General features: G+C 66.6%; 21 protein-coding genes. 15 read left to right on the forward strand and 6 right to left on the reverse strand.

The window, feature by feature from the left end; genetic code table 11:
- Positions 1–161: 161 nt before the first annotated feature.
- The 7 genes from V8J55_RS19010 (at position 162) to trhO (ending at position 8,232) form a co-directional block, all read left to right on the forward strand.
- Entirely contained in the window at positions 162–2,255 is a 2,094-nt protein-coding gene (locus tag V8J55_RS19010; protein WP_336447164.1) for a malate synthase G, read from the forward strand.
- Between the two features lie 207 nt (positions 2,256–2,462).
- Positions 2,463–3,434 carry a magnesium transporter CorA family protein gene (locus V8J55_RS19015; protein WP_336447165.1) on the forward strand — a complete coding sequence of 324 codons (972 nt, stop codon included), beginning with the start codon at positions 2,463–2,465 and terminating at the stop codon, positions 3,432–3,434.
- Positions 3,435–3,453: 19 nt separating this feature from the next.
- A complete protein-coding gene (locus tag V8J55_RS19020; RefSeq protein ID WP_336447166.1) occupies positions 3,454–4,143 on the forward strand; it encodes a hypothetical protein in 690 nt (229 codons plus the stop codon).
- A gap of 81 nt (positions 4,144–4,224) precedes the next feature.
- Positions 4,225–4,719, forward strand: coding sequence for a hypothetical protein (locus V8J55_RS19025; RefSeq protein WP_336447167.1), 495 nt, complete (start codon positions 4,225–4,227; stop codon positions 4,717–4,719).
- Between the two features lie 29 nt (positions 4,720–4,748).
- Positions 4,749–5,372, forward strand: coding sequence for a DJ-1/PfpI family protein (locus V8J55_RS19030; RefSeq protein ID WP_336447168.1), 624 nt, complete (start codon positions 4,749–4,751; stop codon positions 5,370–5,372).
- Between the two features lie 81 nt (positions 5,373–5,453).
- Positions 5,454–7,469, forward strand: coding sequence for a GMC family oxidoreductase N-terminal domain-containing protein (locus tag V8J55_RS19035; protein ID WP_336447169.1), 2,016 nt, complete (start codon positions 5,454–5,456; stop codon positions 7,467–7,469).
- 28 nt (positions 7,470–7,497) lie between these two features.
- Positions 7,498–8,232: an oxygen-dependent tRNA uridine(34) hydroxylase TrhO gene (trhO, locus tag V8J55_RS19040; RefSeq protein ID WP_336447170.1), complete on the forward strand. Its 735-nt coding sequence runs from the start codon at positions 7,498–7,500 to the stop codon at positions 8,230–8,232.
- A gap of 4 nt (positions 8,233–8,236) precedes the next feature.
- Here trhO and V8J55_RS19045 read toward each other — a convergent pair whose 3' ends face one another.
- Positions 8,237–9,571, reverse strand: coding sequence for a caspase family protein (locus tag V8J55_RS19045; protein WP_336447171.1), 1,335 nt, complete (start codon positions 9,569–9,571; stop codon positions 8,237–8,239).
- Positions 9,572–9,586: 15 nt separating this feature from the next.
- Entirely contained in the window at positions 9,587–10,210 is a 624-nt protein-coding gene (locus V8J55_RS19050; RefSeq protein WP_336447172.1) for a class I SAM-dependent methyltransferase, read from the reverse strand.
- Between the two features lie 93 nt (positions 10,211–10,303).
- Between V8J55_RS19050 and trxB the strand changes: the two genes are divergently transcribed.
- Positions 10,304–11,269, forward strand: a complete 966-nt coding sequence (gene trxB / locus V8J55_RS19055; RefSeq protein ID WP_336447173.1) for a thioredoxin-disulfide reductase — start codon at positions 10,304–10,306, stop codon at positions 11,267–11,269.
- A gap of 175 nt (positions 11,270–11,444) precedes the next feature.
- Here the strand turns inward: trxB and V8J55_RS19060 are convergent, their stop codons facing one another.
- Genes V8J55_RS19060 through V8J55_RS19075 form a run of 4 tightly spaced genes read right to left on the reverse strand, consistent with a single transcriptional unit; the run spans position 11,445 to position 14,129 of the window.
- Positions 11,445–12,242, reverse strand: coding sequence for a hydrolase 1, exosortase A system-associated (locus V8J55_RS19060; RefSeq protein ID WP_336447175.1), 798 nt, complete (start codon positions 12,240–12,242; stop codon positions 11,445–11,447).
- Complete coding sequence (locus tag V8J55_RS19065; RefSeq protein WP_336447176.1) at positions 12,227–12,895, reverse strand: hypothetical protein; 669 nt, start codon at positions 12,893–12,895, stop codon at positions 12,227–12,229. Before V8J55_RS19065 ends, V8J55_RS19060 begins: the two co-directional genes overlap by 16 nt.
- A 14-nt stretch (positions 12,896–12,909) precedes the next feature.
- Positions 12,910–13,176: an acyl carrier protein gene (locus tag V8J55_RS19070; protein WP_037517533.1), complete on the reverse strand. Its 267-nt coding sequence runs from the start codon at positions 13,174–13,176 to the stop codon at positions 12,910–12,912.
- Positions 13,173–14,129 (reverse strand): GNAT family N-acetyltransferase, encoded by a 957-nt coding sequence (locus V8J55_RS19075; protein ID WP_336447177.1) that lies wholly within the window; start codon positions 14,127–14,129, stop codon positions 13,173–13,175. The genes V8J55_RS19070 and V8J55_RS19075 overlap by 4 nt, the downstream gene beginning before the upstream one ends.
- Before the next feature lie 74 nt (positions 14,130–14,203).
- Between V8J55_RS19075 and V8J55_RS19080 the strand changes: the two genes are divergently transcribed.
- From V8J55_RS19080 to V8J55_RS19110, 7 genes are all read left to right on the forward strand, one after another.
- Positions 14,204–15,736 (forward strand): acyl-CoA ligase (AMP-forming), exosortase A system-associated, encoded by a 1,533-nt coding sequence (locus V8J55_RS19080; RefSeq protein ID WP_336447178.1) that lies wholly within the window; start codon positions 14,204–14,206, stop codon positions 15,734–15,736.
- Positions 15,733–16,962 carry a pyridoxal-dependent decarboxylase, exosortase A system-associated gene (locus V8J55_RS19085; RefSeq protein ID WP_336447179.1) on the forward strand — a complete coding sequence of 410 codons (1,230 nt, stop codon included), beginning with the start codon at positions 15,733–15,735 and terminating at the stop codon, positions 16,960–16,962. Before V8J55_RS19080 ends, V8J55_RS19085 begins: the two co-directional genes overlap by 4 nt.
- 173 nt (positions 16,963–17,135) lie before the next feature.
- On the forward strand, positions 17,136–17,792 hold the full coding sequence (locus V8J55_RS19090; RefSeq protein WP_336447180.1) for an XrtA/PEP-CTERM system exopolysaccharide export protein: 657 nt from the start codon (positions 17,136–17,138) through the stop codon (positions 17,790–17,792).
- Positions 17,793–17,838: 46 nt separating this feature from the next.
- A complete protein-coding gene (locus V8J55_RS19095) occupies positions 17,839–19,380 on the forward strand; it encodes an XrtA system polysaccharide chain length determinant (protein WP_336447181.1) in 1,542 nt (513 codons plus the stop codon).
- A gap of 14 nt (positions 19,381–19,394) precedes the next feature.
- Positions 19,395–20,420 carry a P-loop NTPase gene (locus tag V8J55_RS19100; RefSeq protein ID WP_336447182.1) on the forward strand — a complete coding sequence of 342 codons (1,026 nt, stop codon included), beginning with the start codon at positions 19,395–19,397 and terminating at the stop codon, positions 20,418–20,420.
- Positions 20,420–22,129 (forward strand): hypothetical protein, encoded by a 1,710-nt coding sequence (locus V8J55_RS19105; protein ID WP_336447183.1) that lies wholly within the window; start codon positions 20,420–20,422, stop codon positions 22,127–22,129. The genes V8J55_RS19100 and V8J55_RS19105 overlap by 1 nt, the downstream gene beginning before the upstream one ends.
- Before the next feature lie 22 nt (positions 22,130–22,151).
- Entirely contained in the window at positions 22,152–23,435 is a 1,284-nt protein-coding gene (locus V8J55_RS19110; protein ID WP_336447184.1) for an XrtA/PEP-CTERM system-associated ATPase, read from the forward strand.
- The last annotated feature ends 42 nt before the right edge of the window (positions 23,436–23,477 follow it).

Raw genomic sequence — 23,477 nt, forward strand, 5'->3', positions numbered from 1 at the left:
GTCAGTTGGGGAGAGAGATTTTTTCGTTGTGCGTTGCAACGTAAACTACCCGGCCCGCATTGAAAAGCGCCCATTGCCAATCGAAACCAATCGCGGCATAGGCGGGCGGCCCTTTCCTCCCCGGGTCCACTGGCGCAGCCGCGCCGACCAGAGGGTGTAGCATGACCGAATTTCTCGACCGTTCCGGCCTGTCCGTCGATTCGCGACTGGCCGACTTTGTCGAACAGCGCGCGCTGCCGGGCACGGGGCTCGACACCGCCAGATTCTGGAGCGATTTCGCGGACCTGCTCGGCAAGTTCGCGCCCGAGAATGCGTCGCTGCTGGCGAAGCGCGAGGATTTGCAAACGCAGATCGACGCCTGGCACGAAGCGCGTGCGGGGCAGCCGCATGACGCCGCCGCCTATCAAGCGTTCCTGCGCGAGATCGGCTACCTCGTCCCCGAACCCGCAGCGTTTCAGGTCGGCACGCAGAATGTCGATCCCGAAATCGCGACGATGGCGGGGCCGCAACTTGTCGTGCCCGCGCTCAACGCGCGCTTCGCCCTCAATGCCGCCAATGCGCGCTGGGGCAGCCTCTACGATGCGCTCTACGGCACCGACGCACTCGACGCGCCGCCGGCCAGGCCCGGCGGCTATGACGCCGACCGCGGCGCCGCGGTGATCGCGCGCGCCAAGGCGTTTCTCGACGAAGCGGTCCCGCTGGCGTCGGGCAGCTGGGCGGACTGGCAGGGCGGAGAGCCCGTGCTCGCCGATCCGGCGCAATGGGCCGGCAGCAAGCCCGGCGGCATCCTGCTCCGCCACAACGGCCTGCATATCGAACTGGTGATCGACCCCGCCAGCGCGATCGGCAAGACCGACCCCGCGGGCATCGCCGACGTCGTGCTCGAAGCCGCGCTGACGACGATCATCGATCTTGAGGACAGCGTCGCCGCGGTGGACGGTGAGGACAAGGCGCTCGGCTACACCAACTGGCTCGGCCTGATGCGCGGCGATCTCGTCGAAAGCTTTGCCAAGGGCGGACAGACGGTCACGCGCGCGATGGAGGCCGACCGCAAATGGACCTCGCCATCGGGCGAAGCCTTCACCCTCCACGGCCGCAGCGTGATGTTCGTGCGCAACGTCGGTCATCTGATGACGACGCCGATGATCAAGCTCCCGAACGGCGCCGAAGCGCCCGAGGGCCTCTGCGACGCCGTCATCACCAGCCTCTGCTCGCTCCACGACCTCAAGGGGCTCGGCACGCTCAGGAACAGCCGCGGGGGCAGCATCTATATCGTCAAGCCCAAGCAGCATGGCCCCGAGGAATGCGGCTTCACGAACCGGCTGTTCGATGCCGTGGAAGATATGCTCGGCCTCGCGCGTCACACGATGAAGGTCGGCGTGATGGACGAGGAGCGTCGTACGTCGGCCAACCTCAGCGCGTGCATCCACGCGGTGAAGGACCGCATCGTCTTCATCAACACCGGCTTCCTCGATCGCACCGGCGACGAAATCCACACCTCGATGCGCGCGGGACCGATGATCCCGAAGGGCGAAATGAAGGCGAGCGACTGGATCGCGTCGTACGAGGACCGCAACGTTCGCATCGGCCTTGCCTGCGGGCTGTCGGGCAAGGCGCAGATCGGCAAGGGCATGTGGGCGATGCCCGACCTGATGCGCGCGATGCTCGAGGCCAAGGTCGGCCATCCGAAATCGGGCGCGAACACCGCGTGGGTGCCGTCGCCGACCGCCGCGACGCTGCACGCGCTGCACTATCATCAGGTCGACGTGTTCGCGCGGCAGAAGGAGATCGCGGGCGAAGCCGTGCCTTCGCTGGGTCGCCTGCTCAACATCCCCGTCGCCACGGGGCGCAACTGGAGCGAGGCCGAAATCACCCGCGAGCTCGATAACAATTGCCAGGGCATCCTCGGCTATGTCGTGCGCTGGATCGACCAGGGCGTCGGCTGCTCGAAGGTGCCCGACATCGACGACGTTGGCCTGATGGAAGATCGCGCGACCTTGCGCATCGCTAGCCAGGCGCTCGCCAACTGGCTGCTCCACGGCGTCTGCACCCCCGAACAGGTCGACGCCGCACTGACGCGCATGGCGGCAAAGGTCGACGCGCAGAACGCCGGCGATGCGCTCTACGAAAAGCTGACCCCCGACGGCATCGCGTACCAAGCGGCGCGCGCGCTGATCTTCGAGGGCGTGACGCAGCCGTCGGGCTATACCGAACCGCTGCTGCACAAATACCGGCAGGCGAAAAAGGCGGCGTAGCGCCATAACATCGCGAATTGACAGGCTAAACCGGCGGGCGCATAGCGCCGCCCGCCGGGGCGCGACTCCGGCATCAACCCAAGGACCGAAAAATGGACCCCGACAGTAGACGTCGCACCATATGTCCGGCAGCCACGGCGGTCCGTCAGGGGTAATCTCCTGCGCATCTCCTGACGCTGGCGGACGCCAGCATTCAGGAGACACTCCATGTTCCACGCTTTCGTTCGCGAGGCCGACCGCCTCGTCCGCGCCGATATCGGCGCGGCCAACCCGCCCGCCATCCTGTGGGCGGATATCGTCCATCCGACCGCCGACGACGCCGCAAATGCCGCCGCCTTGCTCGGAATTTCGATCCCGACGCTGCCCGAAATGCAGGAAATCGAACCCTCGGCGCGGCTCTACGAAGAGGCCGGCGCGCAGTTTATGACGGTACCGATCGTCGTCGGGCTCGACGGCGATGCGCCGCGCCTCGCGCCCGTCACCTTCATCCTCGGCGCGGCAAGCCTCGCGACGGTTCGCCATGCCGAAGCCGCGCCGTTCGAACAGGTCGTCGCGCGCCGGCTGCGCAGCAACGGCGCGACGACCGCCGAAACGCTGATGCTCGACCTGATCGAGGCGATCGTCGATCGCGTCGCCGACGTGCTCGAACGCAGCGCGCTCCACTGCGACACCGTGTCGCGCGACGTTTTCGCGCGCAAGGCCGCGGGCGGCGGCGCCGAAGGCCCGGCGCGCGACCTCGAAGCGATGCTCGGGCGCATCGGGCGCGAGGGCGATCTGCTCACCAAGCTGCGCGAATGCCTCGTCGGGCTCGCGCGGATGCTGTCCTATCACAGCACGCGAAGCGAAGGCAGCGCCCGCGAGGCGCGCGCGCGGCTCAAGACGATCCAGCGCGACGTGCAGGCGCTGACCGATCATGCGAGCTTCCTGTCGGGCAAGATCAACTTCCTGCTCGACGCGACGCTGGGCCTGATCAACCTCGAGCAGAACCAGATCATCAAGATTTTCACCGTCGCCGCGGTGGCTTTCCTGCCGCCGACGCTGATCGCGTCGATCTACGGGATGAATTTCGACCTCATGCCCGAACTACGCTGGCAGTATGGCTACCCGTTCGCGATTGGGCTGATGCTCGTCTCGTCGATCCTGCCCTTCGCCTATTTCCGCAAGCGCGGCTGGCTGTGATGACGGCGGGAGACAGGCGATGCGGATCATCGAATTCCGCCTGCTGCCGGGTCTGGCGGCCGCGAGCGTAATCGCGATGCCGCTGCCCGCGATCGCCGCGGGCGGCGCGCATGGCGTCGACGACGCTGCCGTCGAAACCCCCGGCGCCTGCCACCTCGAAAGCTGGGTCAGCGACCTTGGCCACGGCGAGCGCCTCGTCAATTTCAGCCCCGCCTGCACGGCCGAAGCGCTGCCGGCGGTCGAGATCGGCGGAACCGTCCAGCGGGTGGGGACGCCCGGTGCGCGCCGCTGGCTTGCCGGACCCGCGATCAAATGGACCTTGCACGAGGGCGGCCGCGGCCCGGCGGTCGGGCTGGCCGGATCGGCTTTGATCGACCCGGGTTCGGGACATATCGACAGCGCGGCGCTTCTGGTGCCCGTGACTTTCCGGCCGGCCGGAAATCTCACGGTCAACCTCAACGCCGGCGTCGGGCACAGCCGGGGCGAGGGCGCGCATCCGCTCTACGGCGCGCAGGTCGATGTCGCCGCGGCGAAAGGGGTCGCGCTGATGGCGGAAATCTTCGGACGGCCCGACCAGCGGCCCGCACTGCAGGCGGGGATTCGATGGACCTTCGACCGCGACCGCATCGACCTCGACCTGCTCGCCGGCCGACAGGGCGGGGCGGCGGGCGACGGCAGCATCACGCTCGGGCTCACGATCCGGCGATAAAGATTGGCGCTCAGCGTGAGCAGGCTTGCGGCGTGCGGTGGGCATGTATAGAACATATAAAGAACATCGTTGGAGATGCCTATGTCCGCCGCCGTCGATCCCGCCTATCTTCATTATCCGAAACATGCAGAATTTCGCGCGCTCGTCGAAGCGGGCGGCGCGGCGCTCAAGCTCTATCACCTGACCACTGCCGACGCGCCGGTGCCGGACGAAGTGGCGAAGCTCTGCGCCGACTGGTTCGCCGGACAGGCGGTGGCGGCCGTCGCGCCGGGCGATTGCGGTTTCGTCATCCTCCACCGCTGCGGCGCCGATTTCTATTTCCTGCTCGTGTCGGTGTGGCGCGGGTCGAACGAACTCTGGGAAGCGGTCTGGTATCGGCACGGCGACATGCCAGCCTTCGCGCCGTTCGATCCGGCCTATCCGCCGGGCGCGGGCGCCCCGCGCCCGACCTTCTGCGTCTGGGAACTCGGGATCGTCGCGCACGAGAGCGCGGCATGGGGCCGCTACCTCGCGTCGCCGCGCGACGGCACCGCGCGGTCGCACTGGGTTGATGATATCTTCGAAGGCGCTGTATAGGCGCCGCTCGTTTCAAGGGGAGTTTTGACGTGCAGATTGCGGTGCTGACCTTCGACGGCTTCAACGAACTCGATTCGTTCGTTGCGGCCGGAATCCTGAACCGTTTGCGCGGGCAGGGCTGGGAAGCGCACATCACGTCGCCGACGCCGCGCGTGACCTCGATGAACGGCGTGACGATCGAGCGTCAGCAACCGCTCGACTTCGTGGCGAAGGCCGACGCGGTGATAATCGGCAGCGGGATCAAGACGCGCGAGATCGCGGCGGACCCGCTGATGCTCGGCCGCATCCGGCTCGACCCGTCGCGCCAGCTGATCGGCGCACAATGTTCGGGGACGCTGCTGCTCGCGAAGCTCGGGCTGATTGGCGCGCTCCCCGCCTGCACCGACCTCACCACCAAGCCGTGGGTGATCGAGGCCGGAGTCGAGGTGCTCGACGCACCCTTCGTCGCGCATGGCAATGTCGCGACCGCGGGCGGTTGCCTCGCGTCGCAATATCTCGCCGCGTGGATCATCGCGCGGCTGGCCGGGACCGCCGCGGCCGAGGAGGCGCTGCACTATGTCGCGCCGGTCGGCGAGAAAGCGGACTATGTGACGCGCGCGTTGGCGGCCGTGCAGCCGTTCCTTGCGGAAGAAAAGCTCGCGCGCACTGCGTAACTGGCGATCCCATACAATACAGCTTGCCCCGGCCTGCTAAAATCCGGCATTTTGCGGCGTACGCAAACTGGGGGCAGGGCGATGACGGCACCGTTTAATTTCGGGCAGCTCAAATTTCTGAAGGCGCTGACCGAAGCACTGTTTTACGAAGCCGAGATGGTGATTTCGGCCGATCAGGTCGTCGCCAACGTTTGCGATCTGTTCGAAAAGGTCGGCGGGACCAAGCTCGACGAGATCCGCCTGTCGCTGACCGCGACCGAACTGGTGCTCGGCGGCCCCTTCTTTACCGAGAATGATGTCGCGGACCGCGCCGAGAAGCTTAAAGACCGGCTGCAGGACAGCCAGATCGACCTGTTCCAGGACATGGCGCGGCTGCGCGGCGTCATTTACGCCTGCTATTACGGCCATTGGCAGCCGGGGCTCGGGCCCGGCGATCAGGGTGCCAACGCCAATAATCCGGTGCACCGCCAGATCGGCTTCACGCTCCCCCAATTTCGCCAGCGCGGCAGCGAAGAAGTGCCGCTGGAGCGGATTCACGGGCGCGAGATCGACCCCGCGCATATCCTCGATGCGTCGAGGGTCGACGACGAATATGATGTTATCGTCATCGGTTCGGGTGCCGGGGGCGGGGTCGCCGCCTATAATATCGCGGCGCAGGGCTATAAGGTGCTGATCGTCGAGGCGGGGCCATTCTATCCCAGCCACGCGATTACGCATCACGAACTCGACATGATCGCGAAGCTCTACAAGCATGGCGCGCTGCAAACCTCGACCAACCGCGATTTCGTGGTGTTCCAGGGACGCTGCGTCGGCGGGTCGTCGACGATCAACAACGGGATTTGCCTGCGCGTCAACGAGCCGGGGCGCACGCACCCCGACGCAAAGGACGTGCTCGCGAAATGGGCGAGCATCGGTGCGCCCGTCGACGCCGCGGCGTTCCACGCGAGCTATGATGCGGTCCGCGACAAGCTCGGCATCGCGCCGATCGAACCGCGCAGCGGACGCCACAACGGCCCGCACCTGATCGAGGGCTGGCGCAGCTACGCGCAGGGATCGACCAACCCGCGCGACCAGCGTGCGATCGCCGACTGGTTCGCGAAGAATTTCGGTCCGCCGAACACCGTCAATGCCTGCGCCTATTGCGGCTATTGCAATTCGGGCTGCGCCTATGGCCGCCGCATGGGCATCGCGCAAACCTATCTGCCCGAGGCGTGCCGCGATTTCGGCGCGCGCATCCTGCCGGGGACGAAGGCCGAACGGATCATCTGGCAGACCGCCTACGACGGCCGGCGCGAGGCCGAGGCGGTGAAGCTGGTCCTCCCCGACGGGTCGAAGACGCTCGTTCGTGCGCGCGTCGGTGTCGTCGTCGCCGCGGGCACGATCGCCTCGTCGAAGCTGCTCGACCGCAGCGATATCGACCGCACCGGCTATCAGGTGTCGCTCAACGTCGCTTCGCCGGTGGTCGCGCTGATGCCCGAAGGTGCTGGCGGCGACGCGTGGGACGAGGATCAGATGTCGAGCTATGTCGACTGCGGCGACTTCCTGCTCGAAAGCCATTTTCAGCCGCCGATGTCGATGGCGTCGCTGATGCCCGGCTGGTTCGGCGACCATGCGGCGCGCATGAAGAATTTCGGCCGCGTCCATTCGGCGGGCATCTTGTTCCCCGCCGACCGCCGCGGGCAGATCGTCGACGGCAAGCTGAAGTTCAGCCTCGACGTGGACGACGATCTGCCGGTGCTGCGCGACGCGATGGCGACGCTCACCAAGGTCCATTTCGCCGCGGGCGCGCTCGAATGCTATCCAGCGCTGGCCAAGGGGCAAAAGATCACGCCCGACATGGATGTCGACGCCTTCTTCCGCGACGCGATCCGCGAACAGGACGATGTCACGCTGTCGAGCAGCCACCCGCATGGCGGCAATGCGATCAACGAGGATCCGTCGTACGGTGTCGTCGACCTCGACTGCCGCGTCCACGAAACGACCAATGTGTTCGTCACCGACGCGAGCACCTTCCCCAGCTGCATCCGCGTCAACGCGCAATGGACGACGATGGCGATGGCGCAATATGCGACGGGGCGCGGCGATCCCTTTCGTTGAGGCGCAATCGCGCCTACATGGCGCCCCCATGTTCCAGGTTGCCGCCCTTTATCGTTTCGCATCGTTCGACGATCCCGCCGCATTGCGCCAGCCGCTGATCGACCTCTGCGCGGCAGAGGGCGTGATGGGCACGCTCCTCCTCGCGCGCGAAGGCATCAACGGCACGATCGCCGGAACCGAGGCCGGGATCGCCGCGGTGCTCGGCCATATCCGGGCGCTTCCTGACTGCGCCGGGCTCGACGTCAAATATTCGACCGCCGCCGAGATGCCGTTCCAGCGGATGAAGGTGCGGCTGAAAAAGGAAATCGTGACGATGAAGGTGCCGGGGCTCGACCCCGCACGCGACGCCGCGCCTTATGTCGATCCCGCCGACTGGAACGCGCTCGTCGACGATCCCGACACCGTGCTGATCGACACGCGCAACGGCTTCGAGGTCGGCTACGGCAGCTTTACGGGCGCGGTCGACCCCGAAACGAAGAGCTTCGGCGAATTCCCCGACTGGTGGCGCGCCAATGCCGACCGTTTTGCGGGCAAGCGCGTCGCGATGTTCTGCACCGGCGGCATCCGCTGCGAAAAATCGACAGCCTTCCTGCGCCATGAAGGCGTCGAGGATGTCGTCCACCTCAAGGGCGGCATCCTCGCCTATCTCGAACAGGTGCCCGAAGCCGACAGCCGCTGGCACGGCAGCTGCTTCGTCTTCGACGAGCGGGTGAGTGTGGGGCATGGCTTGGTTGAGGTCGGCGAGAAGTCCGACCCCGACTGAGCCGTCAGGCGACCGTCAACGTATAGGTCACCCGATAATCGCTGGCGTCGCCGTCGAGCGTTTTCGTGAACGTCCCCGCCGCATCGCCGATGTCGATCGTCCCGATATTGTCGCTGCCGCCGATATCGTCGAACTCGCGCAGCTGGAAACTCACCGGCTGGTCGAACTCGAAGCTTTGGGGCACCGCCCAGCTCTCACCCTTCCTGATCGAATAAATCTCGCTCTTGCCCTCGGGAAAGCGCTGCCCCGTGTTGAAGCGCAGGAACAGCTGGTCGGGGAGGCCAAGCCCGAGGCGCCCGGTCAGCTTGACGCATTCGACGCGGATGTTCGACAGCGTGAATTTCCGCGCCGCCGGTCGGGCCGCGGGGGCCGGCTCCGTCATCGCTACCATCGTGACGGGCGGGATGACCGCACCGGGATCTTTCTCCAGGCGGGTGATATTCTCGCCTGCTTGCGCGGCATATTTGCCCGCCGGGAATTCGGCGAGATATGCGCTGAAGGCACGGACGCTGTTTTCGGCCATCGCGCCCTTCCACAGCAGCTCCTCCAGCCCGCTACGGTTGCCCGATGCTGGCGCACTCGCCGGCGTCGTGCGCGGCACCAGATAGACCGGCGTCCCGGTGATGCTCGCGCTCACGAACGGCCGCTGGCTGCCGCCGGTCGCTTTCAGCACATCGTCGCGGATCAGGCCGCCGAGCAGCTGCACCGGCATATCGGGCTGCGGCAGGCGTTTCGCGAGCGAGGTCGCGAACGGCGAATTGCCACTCGTTCCGTCGGCCGCGGTCTGCCCCGGCGCCGCGGCAAAGATCACCAGCACATCGTCAGCCTCGACCCCCGCGAGGCCATTCACCACCGCGCGCGTCCCCGACCGCCACGAGCGACCGAACGGATTGTTGCGGCACGAATCGAGCACGACCATGCGAATCTGCGCCCCCGACACCGATTCCATCAACCGGTCGAGATTGATCGCCTCATAGGGCAGGTCGAGGTCGGATTTCAGCTGCGCGTCGGTCGGGATCAGCCAGTTCTTCCCCTGCGCCTCGATCCCGTGCCCGGCGTAATAGACCATCGCGACCTCCGCCCCGTCGGCCTTGGCGCGAAAATCGCGCATCGCCTTCTGGAAGTCGTTGACCGCGAGGTCGGCAGCGATCGTCACGTCGTCGAACCCCGCCTGCTTCGCCGACGCGGCGATGATCTTGATGTCGTTCGCGGGGTTCACCAAGCGGCTGGTGTTCGCATAATCCCCATTGCCGATGATCAGCGCGACCTTGCGCGCTTCGGCGACCGACGGCGCGAGGAGGAACAGCGCGGTGAGGGTGGCAAGCCAGAATCGCATCATCTCGCAATCCTTTTTCTAGGCGGGGCGCGCCGCTCCATATTCGTACCAGCCGAACGGGCGCGGCGTTTTCGGGATATAGGCGGCCGCCTGCTGATCGACTGCAAAGCCCGCCTTTTCATAAGCGCCGCTGATCGGTCGGGTCAGGTGGCAGTTGCCGCCAATCCGCTTCCATACCGGCTCGATCCGCCGCTGCCATTTTGCGACCCCGGCATCGGGCGCGGCGCCATGTTCCAGGAACAAGGCAGTTCCGCCGGGCTTCAGCACGCGGCGGATCTCGCTCAGCACCGCAGCCTGATCGTGAACCGAGCATAAGGTGAAGGTGGTAACGACGGTGTCGAAAGAACCGCTCTCAAACGGCATCGCCTCGCCGATCCCTTCACGGATATCGGCGTCGATCCCGCGCGCCGCCGCCGCCGCGACGCTCATCGCGAGCAGTTCGGGCGAGGGATCGAGCCCGCTAAAGCTCTCAATCTGCCCCGGCCGGTAAAACTCCATGTTGATCCCGCCGCCGCAGCCGAGTTCGAGCACATGCCCGCGCGCATGCGGCACGACCTTGCTCCGCACCTTCATAATCTGCCCCTGCGAACAGGCACATTTGATCAGGCGCGGTACTCCGTGACGTTCCCACCAGCTTGCCATTCGCCAGTCTCCCCTTGGCGCGGAAGGTGACCCTTGCTAGCGCTATTGGCAACACCCATCTGTGCCTGCCCGCACAGTCAACGAAAGATCGCCATGCCCGCCGTCCACCACACCAAGATGCTCATCCTCGGCTCCGGCCCCGCCGGCCTGTCGGCGGCGATTTACGCGGCGCGCGCGGGCATGATGCCGATCGTCGTGCAGGGGCTGCAACCCGGCGGCCAGCTGACGATCACCACCGACGTCGAAAATTACCCGGGCTTTGCCGAGGTGATCCAGGGCCCCTGGCTGATGGAACAGATGACCGCGCAGGCGACGCATGTCGGCACCAGCATGATCTGGGACACGATCGTCGACGTCGATCTGTCGCGCCGCCCGTTCAAGCTGACCGGCGACGGCGGCGATGTTTACATGGCCGAAACGCTCGTCATCGCGACGGGGGCGCAGGCGAAATGGCTTGGCGTGCCGGGCGAGCAGGAGCTTGGCGGGAAGGGCGTCTCGGCGTGCGCGACGTGCGACGGCTTCTTCTATCGCGGCAAGAAGGTCGTGGTGATCGGCGGCGGCAACACCGCGGTCGAGGAAGCGCTCTACCTCACCAACCACAGCGAAGACGTGACGCTGATCCACCGCCGCGATCATCTGCGCGCTGAAAAGATTTTGCAGGACCGCCTGTTCGCCAATCCGAAGATCAAGGTCCTTTGGAACAAGCGCGTCGACCGTTTCGTCGCGGGCGAGGGCGTATCGGGCCTCGTCGGCGTCGACCTGATCGACACCGAAACCGGCGACGCGAGCTTTGAGCCCACCGATGGCGGCTTCGTCGCGATCGGCCACAGCCCGTCGACCGAGCTGTTCAAAGGCAAGCTGCCGCTCGATGCCGATGGCTATCTGGAAGTGACGCCGGGCACGTCACTGACCGCGATCCCCGGCGTCTTCGCCGCGGGCGACGTCACCGACAAAATCTATCGCCAGGCGGTGACCGCCGCGGGCATGGGCTGCATGGCCGCGCTCGACGCCGAACGCTTTTTGGCCGAGGCTGAATATCACGCGATGGCGGACGCCTGAGGCTATACGGTAGCCGTAGGGTCCGATCGGAAGCAGCGCTCCACTCCCTAATTCGTCATCCCCGCGAAAGCGGGGACCCAGCGAGCCGCCGTTGCTACTGGGTTCCCGCTTTCGCGGGAATGACGAACGTTAGGAATGTCTGCTTCCCACCCCGGCACCGGGATCGGGCACGCAACTATCGTCTCAATATGCCCAAAATCCGGTCAGCCAACCACGCGCCATCCTCCCCGGCAAAGCTGTGCGACGGGCTGGCAAGACGCTCGACCGGAACGCGATCCAGCGCAGCCGGGCAGTTTTCCATAAAAGCCTGTGCGGTCCGGTCGCCGGACGCGAGCAGGATCGTAGCGGGTGTGTCCAGCTCGGTGATAGCCCGGTCGATCCGCGCCGCGAGACTGTCGGGCGCAGCGGGCGTGGCCGATGCCTTGATCGCCGAAAGCCCGCGAAACAGTTTCCGGAAATCGACCTCGCCCTTGATCAGCCTGAGCAGGCTTTTCGGATCCTTCAGCCGCGCCAGATACCGCGCGCGTATCGCCGACGCCGGCGGTAGCGCCGGTTCCTCGGCGTCTTCCGCCTCGCTATCGTAGGTCCACGGATTGGCGACGATCAGCCCGTCGAGCGCCAACGGCTGGTGCAGCAACAACGCGCTCGCCGCATCGCAATTGCCGAACGCGACGATGCGCGTCACGTGCGGCGCCGCCCCGCGAAACGCAGCAATCGCCGCGCCGATATCGGGTCCGCTGCTCTCGAAGCCGCCATTCGCGCCTTCGCTGTCGCCGATCCCGCGCCGGTCGAAACGGAACACCGGATGCCCCGCCTCGGCGATCCGCGCCGCCAGCATCGCCATGCCGCGGTGCGCGCCGCTGCGTATCTCGTTGCCGCCCGACACGATCAGCAGGCCGCTACTGCCCGCCGCCTCGTCGAGGCTCGCGGCAAGCGTCGCGCCTTCGCAGACGAAACTCAGCTGATGCCGCATGTCGTGCTCCATGCAGATATGTCGGCAGCGATTGCCTTCGCCATCGCCGCATCTTCACCCGGTTCGGCGCGCAGCCAAAGCGGCGTTCCTGCAATGCCGTCGGCGCCGAGGCCGACATTGCGCAAAGGCTCGACCGTTTGCGCCTCGCTCGTGCCGAGCTGCGCGACCATTTCAGGGGACAATCGGTTGCCCGCGACGAGCAGCGGCTTGGTCTTCGCCTCCTCCTGCAAGCTTTCGAGCGAAGAGGTCAGACCGGCCTCGCGGTCGGCGCTCACCCGCGCACGCATCAAGGTGCGGAGCAGCGACGCTCCACCAACCGGCGCCAGCCGCCACCAGGCTGCGGCTTTCACCTGGTGGTCGATCAGCACCCCGCCGCGCACCGATGCGACAAGGATCGGCCCATCGATGCCCGCCGCAACCCCGGCAAGCGCATCGTGCCAGCGTGCCAGATCGACCTGTTCCAGCGGCACAAGGCTCTCATTCTGCCCCGGCAGGTCGGGTAGCACCGCCGCAAAACCCTCGGCCGCCAGTGCGCGCATCGCGAGCACCAAAGTGCGGCGCGTGCGGTTCGCTTCCTCGAACAGCGGCGGGACGATCAGGATGGTGGCGCGGGGCGTGCCCGCGGGGTCGATGCGCAATCGATGTTCGCTCATCCGCGCATCCGGGATCAGTCGGTCACTTTGCGCAGCGAAAAGGCGAGCAAATTACCATAGGTTTCAAAGATTTCGCCGTCGACTTCATCATCGTCGATGACGATACCCAGCCGGTCTTCCATTTCGGTCAGCACCGTCGCGACCGCCATCGAATCAAACTCGGGAAGTTCGCCGAACAGCCCGCTGTCCTCGGTCAGCGCCGCAGCGCGCGCTTCGCCGAGTCCAAGCACATCGGCGAGCAGGGCGCGAAGGGTGGCGTCGACGGTGTTGGCTTCGGTCATGAGTCTTTCCTGAGCAGCGAACGGGCAAATGCCTTCAATGCCGGTCCCCATGCCGCGACGCGCGACGGATTGAAAGCCTCGATGCGCCACAGCGGGTCGTGCCGGTTCATCCAGTCGCGCTTGTATCCGTCGTTGCCGGTGCCGAAATCGACGCGCTTCACGCCGTCGACCTCGATCACATGGCGGAACAATGCGGCCGACAGCAAGGTGCCCGGCGACGCTTTCAGGCTGTCCTCGACATGCGCGAGCTTGTGGATGAAGGCGGTGCCATCTTCGACGGTCCAGAACTGTGCGGCGACGGGGATTCCGTCGATACGCGCGATTCCCATGCGCAGGCGTCCGCCATCGCTCTCCGCCTCGGCAAAGGCGCGCAGCAGCGCGGGGTGGCCTTCTTCGGGCTTCCAGCTCGCGGCATAGATTTGTTCGTAAGCCGCCCAGCTTCCCGGATCGAAATCGGTGAGCAGCTGAATATCGACGACACCCTTCTTCGCCTTGCGCTGGACGGTATTGCGCAGCGCGCCGGGCCGGCTCGCCCACCAGGCGTCATGGTCCATCTCGCCGAGGTCGAGCCAATGGCGATCTCCGGTGGGCGTTTCTTTCACCCACCAGCCTGCAGCGCGGAGTGCCATGGCAAGTTCGGCAGTTTCGGCGACGGGGTAGAGCGTCAGGCGTGCAGCGTTCCGGCGAAGATCGGCAAAGAGCGTCCTCAAGGCGTCGCTTCGTTCGCCGTCGCCGGCGAAGAGCGGACGGATCGAAAAGCTGTACCAGTTGGTCAGCCCCGCGAAGTCGCCCGGCTTCTCGACCCGCAGCGGCAGCCATGCCGTCGTCGAACCGGCGATGCCCTGCGCATCGACCCGGCCCCGGCCTGCAAAGCCATGGGCTTCGAGCAGGTCGAACCACGCCGCGCGGTCGAACGGCGACGCAAAACCGGCCGCGCGCGCTGTGGCGGGCAACCGCTCATCATTAGCGTGATGTTCACCGTTCCCTTGCATGGTGCCGCCCTCTATCACTCCAGTCCTAACAGCCGATGACCAAAGCCGAAAACACATCTTCCAGGCCGATCGACCATCTCGCCCGCCGCGGCGCGCCGGATGCGGCTGCGCTGCTGATCGGCGACCGGGTCACGACATATGCCGATCTCGACGCCGGCGTCGGACGGCTGGCGTCATGGCTGCTCGAACAGGCGGGCGGCCCGGGCGAGCGCGTCGCCAGCTGGAGCGCGAAGACGCGGCTGGCGTGCCTGATGCCGCTCGCCGCGGCGCGCGCGGGGTTGATCCATGTGCCGGTCAATCCGCTGCTCAAGGGGCCGCAGGTCGCGCATATCCTTTCCGACAGCGGGGCAAAGCTGCTTGTCACCAATGGCGCGCGCGCCGAGATGCTTGGCGATGGCCTGCCCGACGAATGTATGGTGCAGGATCTGAAGGTCGGCGAGGAAGTGATTGATTCGAGCGGGCAGGGGCTGCCCCCGTCGATCGCCGAACCCGACGATCTCGCCGCGATCCTCTATACCAGCGGCTCGACCGGCCGGCCGAAGGGCGTGATGCTCAGCCATGCGAACCTGTGGCTCGGTGCCGAAAGCGTCGCCTCCTATCTCAAAATCGTCGCCGATGACCGCGTGCTCGCCGTGCTGCCGCTCAGCTTCGATTATGGCCAGAACCAGCTGCTTTCGAGCTGGTATGCGGGGGCCGCGGTCGCACCGCTCGATTATCTGACCGCGCGTGACGTCGTGAAAGCGGTGGCGCGGCACAAGGCGACGACGCTCGCGGGCGTGCCGCCGCTCTGGGTCCAACTCGTCGAAGCCGAATGGCCTGCCGACGCCGCGGCGCATTTGAAACGGCTGACCAACAGCGGCGGCGCGCTCACGCCGTCGCTGATCGGCGCGATGCGCAGCACATTCCCTGAGGCGGACATCTATCCGATGTACGGGCTAACCGAGGCGTTTCGTTCGACCTACCTCGACCCGAAATTCGTCGCCGACCATCCGACCTCGATGGGCCGCGCGATCCCGCATGCCGAAATTTTGGTGTGCCGGCCCGACGGTACGATCACCGCCGACGAGGAACCCGGCGAACTCGTCCATTGCGGCCCGCTCGTCGCCAAGGGCTATTGGCGGGACGAGGAACGTAGCGCGCAGCGTTTCAAACCCGCGCCGCGTGCGTCCGAATATGGCGGGATGGCGGTGTGGTCGGGCGACACGGTGCGCCGCGACGCCAATCATCTCCTCTATTTCGTCGGCCGCGACGATGCGATGATCAAGACCGCGGGCAACCGCGTCAGCCCGACCGAGGTCGAGGATGTCGCGGTTGCGTCGGGCTTGATTTACGAAGCCGTTGCGTTCGGCGTGCCCGATGCGCGGCTCGGCGCCGCGATCATCCTCATCGTGCGCGGCAAGGATGGCGTCACCGACGAGGAAGGGCTTTCGGGCTATCTTCGCCAGAATCTCCCCAATTTCATGCAGCCGCAGGCGATCGAATGGCGCGACGCCTTGCCGCGCAATCCCAATGGCAAGCTCGACCGGGTGGCGATTGCCGCCGATTGGACCAAGGAGTTGACGGCATGAAGCCCCATGGTCCGATCCCGCCCGGCTTCCGCGCCGATGTCAGCGGGATGTTGCTCATCGGCGGCGACCGCGCCGAGGCGCTCGCCGACGTCGCGGGCGACACCCCGCTGTTCGCCTATGACAGCGCGATGCTGACCGCGCGGGTCGCCGAGTGGCGCGCCGCGATGCCAACCGGGGTCCAGCTGCATTATGCGATGAAGGCGAACCCCTATGCGCCTTTGCTCGCCTTCATGGCGCGGCTGGTCGACGGGTTCGACGTCGCCTCGGGCGGCGAACTGAAAGCCGCGCTCGCCAGCGGGATGCCGGCGGGCGACATCAGCTTTGCCGGACCCGGCAAACGCGACCGCGAACTCGAAGCGACGATCACCGCCGGCGCGACGCTCAACCTCGAATCCGCGGGCGAGGCCGAACGAGCGCTGTCGATCGCCGAGCATCTCGGCCTCACACCCAGCCTCGCGGTGCGCGTCAATCCCGACTTCGACCTCAAGGGGTCGGGCATGAAAATGGGCGGCGGCGCCAAGCCGTTCGGGGTCGATGCCGCCGAGGTTCCGGCGCTCGTCCGGCGCCTGATGGACGCCGGTGCCGACTGGCAGGGTTTTCATATTTTTGCGGGATCGCAGGCGCTGGACGCCGCGGCCATCGCCGAGACGCAGGCGCAGACGGTGGCGCTCGCGGCGCGGCTCGCGAACGAGATCGGGGAGACCCCGCCGCTCGTCAACCTCGGCGGCGGGATGGGCGTGCCCTATTTCCCCGGTGATAAGCCGGTCGATGTCGCCGCGGTCGGGGCGGCGCTCGGCGAGACGCTGGCGGCGCGCGATCCGGTTCTCGCAAAGAGCCATTTCGCGATGGAACTCGGCCGCTGGCTCGTTGCCGAAGCCGGCGTCTATCTGATCCGCATCGTTGACCGGAAGACCAGCCATGGCGAAACCTTCCTCGTCACCGACGGCGGCCTCCACCACCAGCTCGCCGCGAGCGGCAATTTCGGCACCGTCATCCGCCGCAACTATCCGATCGCGGTCGCGGGTGCCTTCGGCGCAGAAGCCGAAGAGACCGTCTCGGTCGTCGGCTGCCTCTGCACCCCGCTCGACCGTCTCGGCGATCAGGTCGCGCTGCCGCGCGCCGAGGTTGGCGACCTCATCGCGATCTTCCTCGCCGGCGCCTATGGCGCGAGCGCCAGCCCCGCGACCTTCCTGGGGCAGGGGCCAGCGCGCGAAATGCTCGTCTGACGCGCCAGAATCTGTTCCTTATCGGGACAATTTCCGACAAGCGCGGTCCAAACTTAGTTCAATACTAACATTATGTTCACCCTTTTCGAGCAATGGCGGAAGCTGACGCAATGGCTGTCGCCGCGGAGTTTCCGGACCGCGGTTCCCCTGACGGCTCGAAAGGTTGATGGATTATGGCTTCGTTCCCCTCGCTCCGCATCGCGCGCGCCGCGCTCGTGTCAGGCATCGCCGCGACCGCGCTGACGGGCTGCATGGGCGCCGGCGGCAACGCGCCGCAGCTGCCGAGCGCGAACTTCGTCCAGAACCAGGAAGGGCCGGGCGAGGAATATATCATCGGCCCGCTCGACGAGCTTCAGATCTTCGTTTGGCGCAACCCCGAACTCGGCGGCAAGGTACAGGTGCGCCCCGACGGCCGCATCACCACCCCGCTGATCACCGACATGCCCGCGGTAGGGAAAACCCCCACCATGCTGCAGCAGGACCTCAAGCTCCAGCTCAGCCAATATATCACCGACCCGATCGTCAGCGTCATCGTCACCAGCTTCAACAGCACCTTCTCGCAGCAGGTGCGCGTCGTCGGCGCGACCGAGAAACCCGCGTCGATCCCGTTCCGCGCCAACATGACCGTGCTCGACGCAATGATTGCAGTCGGCGGCCTCGGCGAATATGCCGCTGGAAACAAGGCGCGACTCGTCCGTTTCGACAAGGGCAGTGGGAAGCAGCAGGAGTTTGGCCTGCGGCTTAATGACCTGATCAAGCGCGGCGATATCAAAGCGAACGTGCGGCTGCAGCCCGGCGATGTGATCATCATCCCCGAAAGCATGTTCTGACCCCAGGCCGCCAACCCACCCATCTCCCAAGGATAGATTGCGAGCGATGACCAGCCTTTACGACGAATTCAGGGTAGCGCTGCACAGCGTCTGGACGCGCCGGTGGCTCGTGCTGGCGGTGGCGTGGGGCATCTGCATCCTCGGCTGGCTGGCGATCGCGTCGATCCCCAACCGTTATGACAGCCGCGCGCGCCTGCTCGTCGACGTCAACGAAATCCTGCCCGACGACGCGCAGATCGGCGGCGGACGCCCGCAGATCGACCAGATCCGCGAAACGCTGACCAGCGCGCGCAACATGGAAAAGGTCGCCGCAACGACCGGCCTGCTGCCCGCTGGCGCGAACGAGCGCGAAAAGGCGGGCGCGGTCGGCATGCTGCAAAAGAGCATCAAGGTCATCCCGCAGCAGGACAATATCTTCGAAATCACCTCGAGCGTCGCGGTCGGCAGCCTGTCGGACGCCGACAACGCCAAGCTCGCGTCGGGCGTGCTCGACAGCCTGATCACCGTGTTTCGCGACGACCAGCTGCGCGGCGGCCGGATGAACGCGCGCGAGGGGCTGAAATTCCTCGACGCCCAGATCGCCGACCGCGAAAAGGCGCTGCGCGAGGTCGAAGCGCGCCGCGCGGCGTTCGAGGCGCAGAATATCGGCCTGATCCCGGGCGGCAGCGGGTCGCCGGCGCAGCGCGTCGAAGCGGCGCGCGCCGAACTCGGCCAGATCGATTCGCAGCTCGTGTCGGCGCAGGCGCAGCTTGCGGCGGCAAACGGCCAGCTCTCCTCGACCCCCGCGACGATCAACGTCCCCGGCATGGGCGGCGTCGGCGGCGGCGTCGCGCGCCAGCAGCTTGCGGGCGCGCAGAACGAACTTTCGTCGATGCGTGCGCGCGGGCTGACCGACGCGCACCCCGACGTCATCGCGCTGAAAAGCCAGATCGCCTCGCTGAAAGCCATGGCCGACCGCGAAGGCGCGGGCGGCGGGAGTGGCGGCAATTCGCAGAACCCCGCCTATGCATCGCTGTCGGCGATGCGCGCCGAGCGGCAGGCGACGGTCAGCGCGCTGTCGTCGCGCAAGGCGCAGCTCACCGGCGACATCGCCAAGATCACCTCGCAGCAGATCCAGAACCCGGGCATCGCCGCCGAATATGACCGGATCAACGGCGAATATACCGCGTTCAAGGCGCAGTATGACAAATTGCTCGCGCAGCGCGAGCAGGTGCGCATGCGCGGCGAGGTGCAGACCGAAACCGACGCGATCAAGATCGAACTGCTCGATCCGCCGTCGAAACCGACAAGCCCCGCCGCGCCCAACCGGCCGCTGTTCCTGACGCTCGTGCTGCTCGCCGGTATCGGCGGGGGTGTCGGCGCCGCCTTCGGCCTCGGCCAGGTCCGCACCAGCTACGCGACCGCGGCAAAGCTCGAACGCGCCAGCGGCCTGCCGGTGATCGGATCGATTACCGAAGTCGTGACGGCAGAACGCCATCTCGACCGGCGCAAGAAACTCGTCTGGCTGGCGAGCGGCGGGGGCGCGCTCGTCGGGCTCTACGCCTTGCTGCTGGTCGCCGAATTCATCCAGCGCGGCATGGTTGCGTGACGGGGGACGATGACATGAACGACCAACGCAAAGTCAAGCGCCCGCCCTCGCTCCTCGAACGCGCGGCCGACATGTTCGGCCTCGATCCCGCCGCCAATGCGCCGACGATCGACGTGTCGAAGCTGCCGCCCGAAGCGCCCAAAAAGGCGAAGACGGCGAAGCCAGAACCCGCCGCGGAAGCGCCGCAGCCCGAAATTCTCGACCCCGTCGTCGAGGCGGCACCGTCCGTCGAGGCCGCGCCCGCCGCGCCCAAGCCGTCGCCGCGCAAGGACGTCGCCAAGGCCGCGCCCGCCATCGTGCCGACGCGGCAGGGAACGATCGACCGCGCGCGCCTCGCTTCGCGCGGCATGATCGTGCCCGGTACGCCGGTGACGGGCATTTCTGAAGAATATCGCATCGTGAAGCGCGAGCTGATCCGCAATTTCGGCGGCGTCGGCAATCGCCCGATCCTGCCGCGCGGCCACCGCGTGCTGATCGCGTCGGCGAACCCGGGCGAGGGCAAGACCTTCTCGGCGGTCAATCTCGCGCTGAGCCTCGCGGTCGAGGCCGATCATGACGTGCTGCTGATCGACGCCGACATCGCCAAACCGAGCGTGCTCGAAGCGCTGGGTCTCGATGATGGCCCCGGCCTGATGGACGCGCTCGCCGATCCGCATCTGCCGCTTGGCGACTGCCTGATCCAGACCGACATCCCGGGCCTGAAGGTCATGCCCGCGGGCACCGGGCATATGCACGACACCGAACTTCTCGCGTCGGCGCGGACCGAGGCTTTGCTCGCGCAGCTCGAACAGGGCGCGCCGGGCCGCATCCTCATCATCGATTCGCCGCCGGTGCTCGCGGCGTCGCCCGCGGCGGTGCTCGCGGGGCATGTCGGGCAGACGATCATGGTCGTACGCGCCGACGAAACGCTCGAATCGGCGCTGCGCGACGCGATCGGCCTGATGGGCGCGTGCCCGCACATCCAGCTGCTCCTCAACGGGGTCAAATTCTCGCCGGGCGGACGCCGCTTCGGCACCTATTACGGACAGGGAGGCGCGTGATGCGCACTACCACCATGCGTCATGGCGCGACGCTGGCGGCCCTCTTGCTCGCCGGGACGGCGACGGGCGCGCACGCCCAAGTTTCGGGTGACCCCGGCACGGGCAGCGGCAACGCGCCTGCGGCCGGCGCGCCGGCATCCGAGGGCCGTGCGGCGAAGCGCGCCGAAGGCCGCCGGGCGCAGCGGCAGGTCGACGTCAGCCCCTATCTCGAAATCGGCCAGGTGCTGACCGCCGACCTCAAGAATGGCGGCGATGTCCTGACCTATACGAACCTCGCGGTCGGCGTCGACGCGTCGATCGTGACGAACCGCGCCGAACTCGCCGGCACGCTGCGCTACGAACATAATATCGGATGGAATGGCGGCCTCGGCGATTCGGACACAATCAGCGGCCTCGCCCGCGGCCGGATCGAGGCCGCACGCGGCCTGAATCTCGAAGGCGGCGCGCTCGCCACGCGCTCGCGCGCCGACGGGCAGGGCGCCGCGAGCGGTCTGTTGATCGGCGACGCCAGCAACGTCGCGAACCTCTATTCGCTCTATGCTGGCCCGACCTTCGCGCGCCGCATCGCCGGGCTCGACGTCGGCGCCGGCTATCGCTTTGGCTATACCAAGGTCGATGTGGACCAGCCCCCGATCCTCTCGCCGGGCTCGCAGCCGCAGGATATTTTCGACAGCTCGACGAACCATGTCGCGTGGGCCAGCGTCGGTGCGCGGCCGGGCGACCTGCCGTTCGGATGGCAGGTGTCGGGCGGGTACGAGCGCGAGGATGCGAGCCAGCTCGACCAGCGCTACGAGGGTAAATATGCCCGCGCCGACGTGACGGTGCCGATCGGCCCGACGGTCGCGCTGCTCGGCGGCGTCGGCTATGAGGATATCGAAATCGGCCAGCGCAATCCGGTGGTCGACGCCAATGGCGTGCCTGTGCGCGATGCCAGCGGCCGTTTCATCACCGATAAATCGACCCCGCGCCAGCTTTCGTTCGATACCGACGGGCTGATCTGGGACGCCGGTGTGATGTGGCAGCCGAGCCGCCGCACATCGCTTACGGCCAGAGTCGGCCGCCGTTATGGCGACACCATCTACACCGGCAGCTTCACCTATCGCGCCGACCATGCGACCTCGATCCAGGTTGGCGTCTATGACGGATTGTCCAGCCTTGGCCGCGGCCTGTCGGGCGGGCTTGCCGCGCTGCCGACGCAATTCGACCCGATCCGCAATCCGATCAGCGGCGACATCAATCCGTGCGTCTTCGGCCAGCAGGGCGGCGGCTGCCTCAGCAACCAGCTCGGCAACGCGACCTCGGCGCAATATCGCAGCCGCGGCGTGCAGGCGACTTTGTCGTCGCGCTTCGCCGGCTGGAGCTACGGCGTCGGCCTCGGTTACGACCAGCGCAAGCTGCTCGCGCCGTTGCTGTCGCCGATCGGCAGCCTCAACGGCATCAAGGACGAGAATTATTATCTCTTCGTGTCGGCGGCGCGTCAGCTCGACGTCGATTCCGACCTCTCCTTGTCGGGTTATGTCAATTATTTCGACAATGGCGCGCCGGGCGCCAGCGACGTCCAGTCGGCGGGTCTGACCACATCCTATTCGCGGCGCTTCTGGCGCGGCCTCACGGGGACCGCGGCGGCCAGCCTCAACGCCTTCGACCAAGAAGGCTTCAACAGTCAGCTTATCGGTTCAGCTTTGGTGGGACTTCGTTACAACTTCTGACCAAGCAACGGGAATTTTTGCGATGTACGATCAGTTCTATGGTTTCACCGGGCGTCCGTTCCAGCTGACGCCAGACCCGCATTTCTATTTCGAAAGCGGCACCCACCGCAAGGCGATGTCCTACCTGGGTTACGGCCTTGCGCAGGGTGAAGGCTTTATCGTCATCACCGGCGATGTCGGCGCGGGCAAGACGACGCTCGTCGGCCATCTGATGAACACGATCGACGCCAACCGCCTGACCGCGGTCAAGCTGGTGTCGACACAGGTCGAGGGCGACGATCTTCTCCGCCTCGTCGCCGAACAGTTCGGCATCGAATGGGAAGGGCAGAGCAAGGCCGAACTGCTGCGCTCGATGGAGCAATATCTGCGCGAACAGGCGCGCGCCGGCCGCCGCACGCTGCTGATCGTCGACGAGGGGCAGAATCTTGCGATCTCGGCGCTCGAAGAGCTGCGCATGCTGTCGAACTTCCAGCTCGGCGGCCATTCGTTGCTGCAGATCTTCCTGCTCGGCCAGCCCGAATTCCGCCAGACCTTGTTCCACTCGCCGGCGCTCGAGCAGCTTCGCCAGCGCGTGATCGCGACGCACCACCTCGATCCGATGGAACCCGAGGAGGTCGAACCCTATATCTTGCACCGTCTCGGCAAGGTCGGCTGGACGGGCAACCCCAGCTTCAGCCCCGACGCGTTCGAGGAAATCTTCGACTATAGCGAGGGCGTGCCGCGCAAGCTCAACGTGCTCGTCAGCCGCCTGCTGCTCTACGGCGCGGTTGAACAGATGAACCGCATCACCGCGCAGAATGTGCGCTCGGTGGTCGCCGAGATCGAGGCCGATCGCGGCATCGACGCGACGACACTCGCGCCGCTGCCCGTCGAAGAGGTTGTTGCCGCCGCCGCCGCGGCAGTGGCACCGACCCCCGCACCCTTCGCCGTTCCGACGCCCGCGAATGAAGCGCCGCTCGAATGGCCGCAGCGCGCCGCCGAGCCCGCCGCCGATGGCCGTCCGCCCTTTGCCGCGCCCGCCGAACCGGCGCGCGTTGTCCCGCTGACCCCGCCGAAGCCGGTGGAGCCCGAGGCCGAGGTTCTGGAGCTCGCGCCCGAGCCCGCGGCCGAAGCACCCGCTCCGGCGGCACCCGCGATCGACCCCGAACATCTTGCGGCGCTCGAAGGGCAGATCGCCTCGCTCGAGGCGCGGCTCGTCGAACAGGATGCCGCGCTCCGCCGCGTGCTCGACCTGTTGATCGAATGGGTCGAGCGCGATCCGGACAATGCACCCAACCCGCAGAATTCGCGGACCTGGGCTGCCTGACAACCGGGCCAAAATCGGCTATCCCGCTGATGAAGGTGAGGA

It is taken from the genome of Sphingopyxis sp. CCNWLW2 (genome assembly GCF_037095755.1).
Taxonomy (GTDB): Bacteria; Pseudomonadota; Alphaproteobacteria; order Sphingomonadales; family Sphingomonadaceae; genus Sphingopyxis.